The organism is Streptomyces sp. NBC_00885 (assembly GCF_045207475.1).
In the GTDB taxonomy this organism is placed as follows: Bacteria; Actinomycetota; Actinomycetes; order Streptomycetales; family Streptomycetaceae; genus Streptomyces.
Genome location: NZ_CP108796.1, coordinates 5,074,384 through 5,087,316, shown reverse-complemented (window position 1 = coordinate 5,087,316; position 12,933 = coordinate 5,074,384). Strand labels below are relative to the sequence as shown.

Annotated in this window: 6 protein-coding genes; 1 reads left to right on the top strand and 5 read right to left on the bottom strand. The window is 69.5% G+C overall.

All coding sequences use genetic code 11. The annotated features are described in order from the left end of the window. Window positions 1-76: 76 nt before the first annotated feature. Window positions 77-634 (top strand): TetR/AcrR family transcriptional regulator, encoded by a 558-nt coding sequence (locus tag OHA61_RS23200; RefSeq protein WP_406304658.1) that lies wholly within the window; start codon window positions 77-79, stop codon window positions 632-634. A gap of 24 nt (window positions 635-658) precedes the next feature. On the opposite strand, the gene OHA61_RS23195 is transcribed toward OHA61_RS23200, so the two are convergent. The 5 genes from OHA61_RS23195 to OHA61_RS23175 form a co-directional block, all read right to left on the bottom strand. Continuing rightward, window positions 659-2,212: a diguanylate cyclase domain-containing protein gene (locus OHA61_RS23195; protein WP_406304657.1), complete on the bottom strand. Its 1,554-nt coding sequence runs from the start codon at window positions 2,210-2,212 to the stop codon at window positions 659-661. Between the two features lie 59 nt (window positions 2,213-2,271). Next, window positions 2,272-5,079: a response regulator gene (locus OHA61_RS23190; RefSeq protein WP_406304656.1), complete on the bottom strand. Its 2,808-nt coding sequence runs from the start codon at window positions 5,077-5,079 to the stop codon at window positions 2,272-2,274. Window positions 5,080-5,679: 600 nt separating this feature from the next. Then, window positions 5,680-9,210 carry a transcription-repair coupling factor gene (mfd, locus tag OHA61_RS23185; protein WP_406304655.1) on the bottom strand — a complete coding sequence of 1,177 codons (3,531 nt, stop codon included), beginning with the start codon at window positions 9,208-9,210 and terminating at the stop codon, window positions 5,680-5,682. Between the two features lie 275 nt (window positions 9,211-9,485). Beyond that, the gene (locus tag OHA61_RS23180; protein ID WP_406304654.1) at window positions 9,486-12,056 is read right to left on the bottom strand and encodes an ABC transporter permease; all 2,571 of its coding nucleotides are present in this window, start codon (window positions 12,054-12,056) and stop codon (window positions 9,486-9,488) included. Then, entirely contained in the window at window positions 12,053-12,841 is a 789-nt protein-coding gene (locus tag OHA61_RS23175; protein ID WP_324985517.1) for an ABC transporter ATP-binding protein, read from the bottom strand. Before OHA61_RS23175 ends, OHA61_RS23180 begins: the two co-directional genes overlap by 4 nt. Window positions 12,842-12,933 lie beyond the last annotated feature (92 nt).

The window sequence follows — 12,933 nt, the reverse complement described above, 5'->3', positions numbered from 1 at the left end:
CCTCATCTTGACGCTGACTAGATTGCGCGCCGACAGCAAACTTGTCAATGCCTAGATTCCGCGTAATCTGCTGACCATGACCAGTCAGCGCACCTACCACCACGGCGACCTGCGACGGGCCGTCCTCACCGCCGCCCTCGACATCATCGCGACCGAGGGCCCCTCCGCCCTGAGCCTGCGCGACCTGGCCCGCCGCGCGGGCGTCTCCCACGCGGCCCCGGCCCACCACTTCAAGGACCGCGCGGGCCTGCTCACGGCGATCGCGGCCGAGGGCTACGACCTCCTTGCCACCACCCTCACCGAGGCGCCCGACCTGCGTGAACGGGGCGTGCACTACGTACGCTTCGCCATCGCTCACCCCGCGCACTTCCAGGTGATGTTCCAGCCCGACCTCTACCACCGCGACGACCCGGACCTGCTTGCCGCCAAGTCCCGCACGTCCGCCGCCCTGCGTGCGGGCATCGAGGCCCGCAGCCCGTCCGAGGACGCCGACCTGATGGGCGTCGCCGCATGGTCGATCGCCCATGGCTTCGCCACGCTGCTGCTGAGCCACAACCTGGAACGCACGATGGGCGACGGCGACCCGGAAGAGGTCTTCCGCGCGCTGACGAGGCTGACGTTCAGGGCGTCCTGAGTGCCAGATCGCGATCCCGGCACGTCACGAGATGTCCCGCTCCGGGGATTCGAAGAACGCGGCCTGGTTCTTGCCCGCCGTCTTGGCCTTGTACAGGGCCGTGTCGGCGTCCCGCAGCGCCTCTGAGGGCGGGGTCGGCCTGGTGATGCTCCGTGCTCCGATGCTTGTTGTCACGTGGGCCGCATGGCCATGAGCAAGGGTGAACGGGTCCTTGAAGGCGTCGAGGATCCGCCTGGTGTAGTCGTGCAGTGTGCTCGCGTCCATGCCGTCGACGAGGAGCGCGAATTCGTCTCCGCCGAGCCTGGCCACCATGTCCTGCTTGCGGACCCTGGCCGTCAGCCGCTGTGCGACGTCGATCAGCAGTTCGTCACCGGCCGGGTGCCCCAGCGTGTCGTTGACGTCCTTGAAGCCGTCGAGGTCGAGCATCAGCAGCCCGCTCGGGGAAGTTTCGGAGCACCGGCCGAGAACGGCCTCCAGGCGCTCGTTCAGCAGTGATCGATTGGCCAGATCCGTCAACGGGTCGTGGGTCGCCTGATAGCTCAGCTGCTTCTGGAGCTCTGCCTGCTCCTGCAGTGATGCCGACAGGGCCTCGGCGTGCGTCCGTGCTTCGGTGGCCCTGCCCTGGGCGTACTGGGCCAGAAACGCGATACGCAGCAACAGCAGCAGCGACAGGCTCGCCATCAGGCCGACGACCACGGTGATGTTCAGCGGCTGGTCCCGGATGCCGTCGACATTGGCCAGCACGATCAACGGCCCCATCAGGATGAGCGCGATCAGGATCGACAGCCGCCGCCGGGGCAGCTTCTCCTGGTCTTCCGCCACCTGTGTCGACCGGGCGACGGACGAGTGCAGCGCCGCCGCCCCCAGCAGGAGGGATGAGACCATCCACCCCACCTCGGCCACGTCCTCGGGGATCACGGTCTCGGTGGCCAGCGTTCCGTAGTAGAGGCCGTCGGCGGCAAGCAGGACCAGCAGCCATCCGATGACCAGAAGAAGCGACGGTGTCCGCGTGCCCGTGGTGAACATCAGCCGCGCGGCAATGGACAACAGCACCAGGTCGGTGACCGGATAGACGATGGTCATCGCGAGCGGCCACGCGGACAGCTCGCTGCGCAGGTAGGGGGCGATGATGAACGCCCATGACAGAGTGCCCGCCCCCAGCGTGACGATTCCCGCGTCCAGCAGCCCCGCCCAGTGCAGGCGGCCCGCCTGCTGCCTGGCCAGCGTCACCAGGCCCGCCATGAACAACAGGTAGGTGCCCAGGTAGAGCATGTCGGCCACGCCCGGGAAGGGAACCTCGACCCCGCGGACCTGATAGAGACCCCAGATCGTGTCCGCCGCCGCGAACGGTGCCATGGCAGCCGCGAACAGGTACCACGGAAGGACCGATGGCGGCTTGTTCCTGATCACTCCCACCACGATCGCGAAGACGACCGACGCGGAAATCACCACGGGCAGCATGTAACGCGCGGCGGAGGAGATGACCAGATAGGTGACGATCACCGCGGTTCCTGCTGCCAGATACACCCAGGCCGCCGCTTCACGGCGGGAGGGCAACGGGACGTGCGCCTTGTCCACAGGTCCTCCTTCCCCGCTCCCGCCGGCACGCGCCCGGGCGGCGGCCCGCGGGCGGGTCCTCATCCAGATCCCTGGCCGGGGAGGTGGGAGCGGAGCGTCTCGAGGATGCGGCAGGTGCGGTCGAGTTCGTCCTGGAGGCGCGGAGCGATCTGGGCCAGTGAGGCCGGGGCTCCGGCCTCGGCATACTCCTCCAGCTCCAGGCAGCAGGCAGCGAGGCTGTGGGCTCCCAGGTTGCCGGCAGCGCCTTTGAGGCCGTGTGCCTGCACCGCGATCTCCGAGGTGTCGTGGCGGTCCAGCGCGTGGAAGAGGGCGCTGGTCATCTCGGGGGCCCGGATGAGGAAGTGGTCGACCAGCCGGCTCACCAGTTCGTTCTCGGCCGGGGTGCCGGCGCCGCGCAGTTCGCTCAGCCGCTGCTCGATGGAGACGCGCAGGCCCTCGTTGTCCGACGGTGGCTGGGTGGGGTGGACCCAGCGGGCGAGGGTGTGTTCGAGCTCGTCGGCGGTGACGGGCTTGGAGACGTAGTCGTCCATGCCCGCGGCCCGGCAGCGGTCCCGGTCCTCGGCGAGGGCGCCGGCGGTCATGGCGATCACCGGCAGACGACGGCCGTTCTCCCGTTCCCGGCGGCGTAGTTCCTGGGTGGCGCTGTAGCCGTCCATCTGGGGCATTTGGCAGTCCATCAGCACGGCCTGATAGCTGTGTTCCTCGGTCATACGCAGGGCCTGGATGCCGTCGGCGGCGGTATCGGCGCTGTAGCCGAGCCGGGTGAGAATGCCCAGAGCCACCATCTGGTTGATCTCGTTGTCCTCGACCAGCAGGAGATGGCCGCGGTGGGCGTGCCGGACCGGGGCGGGTGCCGGCGCCGCTGCCGCCGCCGTGGCGACCGGCGATGTCGTGGCCACCGGCGGTGTCTGGGTGGCGAGTTCGACCAGGGCGTCCATGAGCTGGGACTGCTGGATGGGCTTGGACAGGCTCCGCGGGATCCCGGCCGCCTGGAGCTCGGCCGCGGGCAGCGTGGTGCCGGAGGTGAGCATCAGCAGCCCCAGCCGGCCGATGGTCTGGTCGGTGGTGATGCGGCGGGCGAGTTCCAGGCCGTCCATGTCGGGCATCTGCATGTCGAGGAGAGCCAGGTCGTACGGGCGGCCCGCGGCCGCCGCCTCGTGGAGGGCCACCAGGGCGTGGGGGCCACTGGCGACCGAGGTCGGCTGCATGTGCCACCTGTGCAGCTGAGCGTCGAGGATCAGCCGGTTGGTCTCGTTGTCGTCGACGACCAGGACCCGCCGTCCGCGAAGGGCGTCGGGGTGGGGTGGGGCCGGGGGCTGTTCGGGGGTGTCGGGGGCGCGCACGGGCACGGTGAAGAAGAAGGTGCTGCCCTGGCCGGTCCGGCTGGTGACGCCGATGGAGCCGCCCATGGCCTCGGTGAGCCTGCGGCAGATGGCCAGGCCGAGGCCGGTGCCTCCGTAATGGCGGGTGGAGGAGGCGTCCGCCTGGGAGAAGGCGTCGAACATCCGCTCCTGGTCGGCCTCGGCGATGCCGATGCCGGTGTCGGCCACCTCGAAGTGCAGCCACGGCACTTGCGGTGCGGGCGCCTCGGACGGCGCCGGGCGGGCGCGCAGCACGACCTCGCCGGCTTTGGTGAACTTCACCGCGTTGGAGGCCAGGTTGAGCAGGATCTGCCGCAGCCGGCCGGCGTCCCCGAGCACCATCGCGGGCAGGTCGGGATGGCAGTCGCTGAGCAGTTCCAGGCCCTCGGCCTGGTCGGTCTGCGCCACCAGCGAGACGACCTCCTCCACCAGCAGCTGGGGACTGAAGGCGACCTCGTCCAGTTCGAGCCTGCCCGCCTCCAGTTTGGAGAAGTCCAGGATGTCGTTGATCAGTGACAGCAGTGCCGTGCCGGCGGCCTGGATGCCCTCCGCGTAGCGCCGCTGTTCGGTGTCGAGCTCAGTGCCCAGCAGCAGGTTGCTCAGCCCGATGACGCCGTTCATGGGGGTACGGATCTCATGGCTCATGGAGGCGACGAACTGCGACTTCGCCTGGGATGCGGCAATCGCCTCGTCGCGGGCCTCTGCCAGGGCGGCTTCGGCCAGCTTGCGCTCGGTGATGTCGCGGATGAAGGCGTTGAAGCAGCGAGCCTTCGCCGACTTCAGCCGCCACAAAGCCAGTTCGACCGGTATCTCGTGGCCGTCGCGGTGCAGCGCGGTGAGCTCCCGCTGACTTCCCAGTACATGAGCCTCCCCGCCGGACAGAATCCGCTCCAGACCGGCCGTGTGCGCGGCGCGGTACCGCTCAGGAATGATCGTCTCCGTCAGCGGACGGCCCATCACCTCGTGGTGGCTGAAGCCGAACAACCGCTCGGCGCTCGCGTTCCAGTCGATGACCAGGCCGTCCTCGTCGATGGAGACGAAGGCGTCCCGGGCGGTCTCGATGACCGAACGTGCCTGCCCCTGCAACAGGAGCAGCGCCTCCTCCCTGCGCCGCTGGCCCTCCGCCTCGCGGATGAACCCGCGCACTTCGAGGGGGTCGCCCGCGTCGTCCCGTACCACCCAGAGTGTCGCCTCGATCCATACCGAGTGCCTGTCGGCGTGCCGCAGACGCAGACAGACCGCCACCCGGCCCTCGCGGAGCAGATCCCGCTCCGCCCACTCGTACTCCTCCACATCCCCCGGGTGCACCCAGGAGACCATCGACGTCCCCTCGATCTCCTCGACCGGGCGCCCGAGCAAAGCCTGCGCCGGCGGGGACACCTCCTGGTAGACGCCGTCGACCGTCCGGCGGAAGACCATGTCCGGAGAGTTCTTCACCAGCAGCCGGAACCGCTCCTCGTCGTCCGCCGCGTACTGCCTGGGCGGTGGTGTGGGCTCCCGTTCCATTCCGCCTCCACATGTCATGTACGGCCACGGGGCGCGGCCGGGCCTGCCGACTGACCGCCCGCGACGGCTTGGGGTGCGGCGCGTGTCTTCGAACGACGGGTGATCGGCGGCGTCCGGCCGCGGGGCGCCACCTCGGACACCGGGGCCGCGCATCCACGCAGCGGTTGCCGGGACCGGCACTGTGCGCACCGGGTGGGAAACGGGAGCAGACGTCCACCCGGGTGACGATCACCGCAGCCGGTGCGGGTGACCGGCACCCAACCGGCCACCATCTGACGTCTTCACACCCACGAGCCATGGGTGCGGACGGAGGTCAAGCGATCCTCTCCAGGTGCCAAACGGACACCTCCAGCGAAGAACGAACCACTGAAGATCGCAAGCCGAGCCACTGCCCGCGGCGTGAGGACGACGCGGTGCGGCCGGACGTGAGCCATCCACGAATGCCGCGAAGCGAGCAGCCGAATCGCCACCCGACGACCTCAGGCGACCTGCACCGCGTCGATGCCGGCGATCGACGCCGGGCCGACCCGGTTCATGCCGCCTTCGCCGGCCTACGCGCCTGCGCCCGGCGGCCGGGATCATACGTCCGCAGGGTCCAGGTCACGAACCGAGAATCGTCGTCAGGAACTCTCCCGTCCACCCCAGCAGTTCCCGCCCCACCACCGGCTTCCCGCCGATCTTGCCCGCCGTCGGGCGGGGCACCAGGATCTGGCGGGTCGGGGCCTTGATGACCGTCCGCGGGTGGAGGCGCTTGAGGCGCAGTTCCTGCGACTCGCGCAACTCCACCGGCGCGAAGCGGATGTTCGTGCCCTGGAGCACGATCTCGCCGACCCCGCAGGCCCGCGCCAGCATGCGCAGGCCCGCCACCAGGAGCAGGTTCTCGACCGGCTCGGGGAGTTTGCCGTAGCGGTCGGTGAGTTCTTCGCGGACCGACTTGATGTCCTCCTCGGTGTTCGCCGAGGCGATCGCGCGGTAGGCCTGGAGACGCAGCCGCTCGCCCGGCGCGTAGTCGTGCGGGACATGCGCGTCGACCGGGAGCTCGATCTTGACCTCGAGCGCGGGCTCCTCCTCCACGCCGCCGTCGACCGCGGCGCGGTAGTCCGCCACCGCCTCGCCCACCATGCGGATGTACAGGTCGAAGCCGACGCCCGCGATATGGCCGGACTGTTCGCCGCCGAGGAGGTTGCCCGCGCCGCGGATCTCCAGGTCCTTCATCGCGACATACATGCCCGCGCCCATCTCGGTGTGCTGGGCGATCGTCGCCAGGCGCTCGTGGGCGGTCTCGGTGAGCGGCTTCTCCGGCGGGTAGAGGAAGTAGGCGTAGCCGCGCTCGCGGCCCCGGCCCACGCGGCCGCGCAGCTGATGCAGCTGCGAGAGACCGAAGTTGTCGCCGCGCTCGACGATCAGAGTGTTCGCGTTGGAGATGTCGATGCCGGACTCGACAATCGTCGTGGAGACCAGCACGTCGAACTTCTTCTCCCAGAAGTCCACCACGACCTGCTCGAGCGCCGACTCGGGCATCTGGCCGTGGGCGGTCGCGATACGGGCCTCGGGCACGATGTCGCGCAGCCGGGCCGCCGCACGGTCGATCGACTCCACGCGGTTGTGGATGTAGAAGACCTGGCCCTCGCGCAGCAGTTCACGGCGAATGGCCGCGCCGAGCTGCTTCTCCTCGTACGGGCCGACGAAGGTCAGCACCGGGTGCCGCTCCTCCGGCGGGGTGGTGATCGTCGACATCTCACGGATGCCTGTGACCGCCATTTCGAGCGTACGGGGGATGGGGGTGGCCGACATCGTCAGGACGTCGACGTTGGCGCGGAGCTTCTTCAGCTGCTCCTTGTGCTCGACGCCGAAGCGCTGCTCCTCGTCGACAACGACCAGTCCCAGGTCCTTGAACTTCGTGTCGGACGAGAACAGCCGGTGCGTTCCGATCACGATGTCCACCGCGCCGTCCCGCAGCCCCTCCAGAGTCGCCTTCGACTCCGTGTCCGACTGGAAGCGGCTCAACGCCCGTACGTTCACGGGGAATTGGGAGTAGCGCTCGGAGAAGGTGCCGAAGTGCTGCTGTACGAGCAGGGTCGTCGGGACCAGGACCGCGACCTGCTTGCCGTCCTGGACGGCCTTGAAGGCGGCCCGTACCGCGATCTCCGTCTTGCCGTAGCCGACGTCGCCGCAGATCAGCCGGTCCATCGGGACCGTCTTCTCCATGTCCTCCTTGACCTCGGCGATGGTGCTCAGCTGGTCGGGGGTCTCCACATAGGGGAAGGCGTCCTCCAGCTCGCGCTGCCAGGGGGTGTCCGCGCCGAAGGCGTGGCCGGGGGCCGCCATACGGGCCGAGTAGAGCTTGATGAGGTCGGCCGCGATCTCCTTCACGGCCTTCTTGGCGCGCGCCTTCGTCTTCGTCCAGTCCGCGCCGCCGAGCCGGTGCAGAGTCGGGGCCTCGCCGCCGACGTACTTGGTGACCTGCTCCAGCTGGTCGGTGGGGATGTACAGCCGGTCGCCGGGCTGGCCGCGCTTGGCGGGGGCGTACTCGACGAGCAGATACTCGCGGGTCGCGTTCTGCACCGTACGCTGCACCATCTCGATGTAGCGGCCCACGCCGTGCTGCTCGTGGACGATGTAGTCGCCCGCCTCCAGGGTGAGCGGGTCGATCGTCTTGCGGCGCTTGGCGGGCATCCGCTGGCCGTCCTTGCCGGCCGCCTTCTGGCCGGACAGATCGGTCTCGGTGAGGACGGCGATCCTGAGGCCGGGGTCGACGAAGCCGTAGTCGATCGAGCCGCACGCCACATGCACCAGGGACGGGGAGATCTCGGCGAGGTCGGCGTCGAGACGGGCGGCGACGCCCTCGCCGCCCAGCACCTCGACGGTGCGGGCCGCGGGGCCGTGGGCCTCGGTCACGAACACCGTGCGCCAGCCGTCCGCCAGCCACCCCTTGGTGTCGGCGAGCGCGCGGGCGGTGTCGCCGCGGTAGCTCTCCGGGGCGTGCATGCCCAGCTTCACAGTGTCGTCCGACAGATCTTCGTCGGCGGCGAAGGGCGATACGGACCACCACATCAGCCCGAGCTCGCGCGCCCGGTCCCGTACGTCCGCGATCCCCCACAGCGAGGCCGCGTCGACGTCGATCGGCGCCTCGCCGCCACCCGCGGTCGCCGCCCAGGACGCCTGCAGGAACTCCTGGCTGGTCGCCACGAGGTCCGCGGCCCGGGTGCGTACCCGCTCGGGGTCGCAGACCACGGCCATCGAGCCCTTCGGCAGTACGTCGAGCAGCAGTTCCATGTCGTCGACCAGGACGGGAGCGAGGGACTCCATGCCCTCGACCGCGATGCCCTCGGCGATCTTGCCGAGCAGTTCGCCCAGCTCGGGGTGCTCCTCGGCGAGGGCCGCCGCCCGCTGCCGTACGTCGGTGGTCAGCAGCAGCTCACGGCAGGGCGGCGCCCACAGCCCGTGCTCCGCCACCTCCAGCGAGCGCTGGTCGGCGACCTTGAAGTACCGGATCTCCTCGACGTCGTCGCCCCAGAACTCCACCCGCAGGGGGTGCTCCTCGGTCGGCGGGAAGACATCGAGGATGCCGCCGCGCACGGCGAACTCGCCGCGCTTCTCGACCAGTTCGACCCGGGAGTACGCGGCTGCCGCGAGGCCGTCCACGATCTCGTTCAGGTCGGCCTGCTGCCCGGTGCGCAGGGCCACCGGCTCCAGGTCGCCGAGCCCCTTGACCTGCGGCTGCAGTACGGAACGGATCGGCGCGACCACGACGGAGACCGGCCCGGCGCTCGGGTCGTCCGTCGAGGGATGGGCCAGCCTGCGCAGCACCGCGAGCCTGCGCCCCACGGTGTCCGAGCGGGGCGAGAGCCGCTCGTGCGGCAGGGTCTCCCAGGACGGGTACTCGGCGATGCCCTCCTCGGGCAGCAGCGAACGCAGCGCCGCCGCGAGGTCCTCGGCCTCCCGCCCGGTCGCGGTGACGGCCAGCACCGTACGCCCGCTCTCGCGGGCGAGCGCGGCCACGGCGAAGGGCCGCGCGGCGGGCGGGCCGACCAGGTCGACATGCATACGGTGGCCGTCGCCGGCAGCCTTCACCGCTTCGGCGAGCGCCGGGTCACGTACGACGGCATCGAGCAGACCGTGCAGGCTCATGAAGGGCTTCCATCCGGGGCGAGACTGGGCGGGGGTGGGCAACGCGAACCGCCCGACACGTCGAACGGGCCGGGGGTCTCCAGCCTACGTCGGCCGCGCGCCGCCCGCCGTCCGGTTCCGTCAGGCCCTGATCCGGCCTGATCGACCGGACAGGGCCTGCGGGGCAAAGGACCCACCGGAGCGCAAAGGTCCGGCCCCGGGGTGTTTGGAGGAACACCCCGGGGCCGGGCCCCCTTACCGTAGCGCCCCCGTCGCTACTCCCCCGTTATCCCCCGCTACTCCGTGGCGATCGCGTTCAGCACATTCATCCGGCCCGCCCGGAACGCCGGCACCAGGGCCGCGAACAGGCCGACGAACGCCGACGCCACGAAGACTGTGATGATCGTCGGCCAGGGAATCTCCAGGACTCCCAGGCCCTCCAGCGCCAGCAGCTTCTGGGCCGCCGTGCCCCAGCCCATGCCCAGGCCGAGGCCCAGCAGGGCGCCGAAGAGGGCGATGACCACCGATTCCAGGCGGATCATGCGGCGCAGCTGGCGGCGGGAGAGACCGATGGCGCGCATCAGGCCGATCTCCCGGGTCCGCTCGACCACCGACAGGGCCAGGGTGTTCACCACACCCAGCACCGCGACGATGATCGCGAGCGCCAGCAGGCCGTAGACGATGTTCAGCAGCTGACCGATCTGGTCCTTCAGGTCCTGCTTGAAGTCGGTCTGGTTCTGCACCTTGTACTGCGGGTACTTGGCCATCGACGCCTTCAGGGCGGCGTAGGCCTCCTTCTCCTTGCCGTCCTCCGCCACCGCGAACATGATCACGTTCTTCGGCATCTTGGCAGCGGGGATGTACTGCGCGGCGGTCGTGATGTTGGTGTACATCACGCCCTTGTCGATGTTCGAGTCGTCGGAGGTGATCGCCGCGATCTTCAGCCCGGCACTCCGCCCGTCCTTGAACGCGACCTTGATCGTGTCGCCGACCTTGATGCCGTGGCGCTTGGCATAGCGGTCGCCGACCGACATCGCGTCCTTGCCGTACGCCGCCGAGAGCTCGCCCGCGACGGTCTCGCGGCGCAGATCCTGTGCGTACGTCGGGTCGGCGGCGACGAGCTCCTCGTCCTCCGTCCTGCCGTCGGGCGCGGTCAGCTTCGCCTCCACACCCTTGTAGTCGGTGACGTGATCGATGTGCGGGGCCTTCTTCAGGGCCTGCTCGACCTGCGGAATGATCAGCTGGCCCTTGCCGGACTGGATGATGAAGTCCGCGCCGACCGACTTGTCGAGCTCGCTGGTGGCCGATGCGACCATCGAGGAGCCGACCACCGACAGGCATGCCACCAGCGCGAGGCCGATCATCAGGGCGGCACCCGTCGCTCCGGTGCGGCGCGGGTTGCGCAGGGCGTTGCGTTCCGCGAGGCGGCCGACCGGGCCGAACATCCGCAGGACGAGCGCGCTGATCACCCGCACCACGACTCCCGCGAGCAGCGGGCCGATGACCACGAAGCCGATGAGCGAGAGGACCACGCCCAGGCCGAGGAACATCGAGCCCTCGCTCGCCTTGTCGGCCCGGGTGGCGACCAGGAGCGCGGCCGCGCCGCCGCCGGTGAGCAGCAGGCCGATCGCGGCCCGGAGAAGGCCCGCCTTGCCGTCGGCCGGCGTACCGGCGTCGCGCAGGGCGGCCATCGGGGAGACCTTGCCGGCCCGCCTCGCCGGGACATAGGCGGCCACGACGGTCACGACGATGCCGAGGACGAGCCCGACGACCGGAGTCGTCCACTTCACGGTCAGGTCCCTGGTGGACAGCTCCATACCCAGGGAGCCCATCAGTTTCATCAGCCCGACGGCCAGGCCGACTCCGGCGGCGACACCCGCGAGGGAACCGACGACGCCGAGCAGCAGCGCCTCGACCAGCACGGAGCGGTTGACCTGGCGACGGCTGGAGCCGATGGCCCGCATCAGGCCGATCTCGCGGGTGCGCTGGGCGACCAGCATCGAGAAGGTGTTGACGATCAGGAAGATGCCGACGAGGAGGGCGATCCCGGCGAAGCCGAGCATCGCGTACTTCATCACGTCGAGGAAGGAACCGACGTCCTCGCGGCCGGCGTCCGCGGCTTCCTTGGCCGTCTGCAGCTTGAAGGGGGCGTCCAGCGTCTTGGCGACGTTCTGCTTGAGCTGTTCGTCGCTGACACCGTCGGCGGCGGTGACGGAGATCTGTGTGAACAGGCCTTCCTTGCCGAGCAGTTCACGCTGGGCGGTGGCGGTGTCGAAGTAGACGACGGCCGCACCGGGGTTGGTGACCTTGAAGGAGGCGATGCCGGAGATCTTGGCGGTGAAGTCGCCGGTGACGGCGATGGTGCGCAGTTCGTCGCCGAGCTTCAGGTGGTGCTTGTCGGCGGTGTCGGCGTCGACCATCACCTCGGTGGGGCCGCGCGGTGCGTGGCCGGAGGTGATCTCCATCGACTTGAGGGCGTTCGAGGTCCAGTTGGCGGCGATCGTGGGAGCGCCGTTGCTGGAACCCATGTCCTTGTTCGCGGAGTTGACGACGGTCACGCTCATGGAGGAGACGCCGCCCTCGGCGGACTTCACTCCCTCCGCCTTCGCCACCCTCTCGACCAGCGAGGCGGGCAGCGACTCCGGCTTGCCGGTCCGCGGGTTCTCCTCGTCGTCGGAGCCCTTGGGGCTGACGGAGACATCGGACGCGGTAGCGGCGAAGAGCTTGTCGAAGGTGGTGTTCATCGTGTCGGTGAACACGAGCGTGCCCGAGACGAAGGCCACCGACAGCAGCACGGCCACCGCCGAGAGCGCCATTCGCCCCTTGTGCGCGAAGAAGTTGCGCAGGGAGGTCTTGAGTACGGTCATGACGTCCGCCCGCGAGCGTCGAAGTCCTTCATGCGGTCCAGTACGGCCTCGGCGGTGGGCCGGAACATCTCGTCCACGATGCGGCCGTCGGCCAGATACAGGACACGGTCCGCGTAGGAGGCGGCCACCGGGTCGTGCGTGACCATCACGATGGTCTGGCCGAGTTCGTCCACGGACCTCCTCAGGAAGCCCAGCACCTCAGCCCCCGCACGGGAGTCGAGGTTTCCGGTCGGCTCGTCACCGAAGATGATCTCGGGGCGGGCGGCGAGCGCACGGGCCACGGCGACACGCTGCTGCTGTCCGCCGGAGAGCTGGGTGGGCCGGTGCTTCAGCCTGTCGGACAGTCCCACCGTCTCGACGACCCGGTTCAGCCACCCCGCGTCCGGCTTACGGCCGGCGATGTCCATGGGGAGCGTGATGTTCTCCAGGGCGTTGAGCGTGGGCAGCAGGTTGAAGGCCTGGAAGATGAAGCCGATCCGGTCCCGGCGCAGCTGCGTGAGCTTCTTGTCCTTGAGCTTGGTTATCTCGGTCGCGTCGAGGTAGATCTCGCCCGAGGTGACGGTGTCGAGACCGGCCAGGCAGTGCATGAGCGTCGACTTGCCGGACCCCGAGGGACCCATGATCGCGGTGAACTGGCCGCGGGCGATGTCGACGTCGACATGGTCGAGCGCGACGACACGGGTCTCCCCGGAGCCGTAGGCCTTGACGACCTGCCGCCCTCGTGCGGCGACGGCCGTACGCCCTGCGGTGTCCCCGTGCCGGGAAGTGGTCAAAGCCGTTGTCACGGTATTTCTCCTATATCGGTGATCAGTGGGTGTCGCCGCGTACGGATATGAGTCTGTCGGTACAAGCCGTCCGGCGCGCTGGTGCGCAGCGC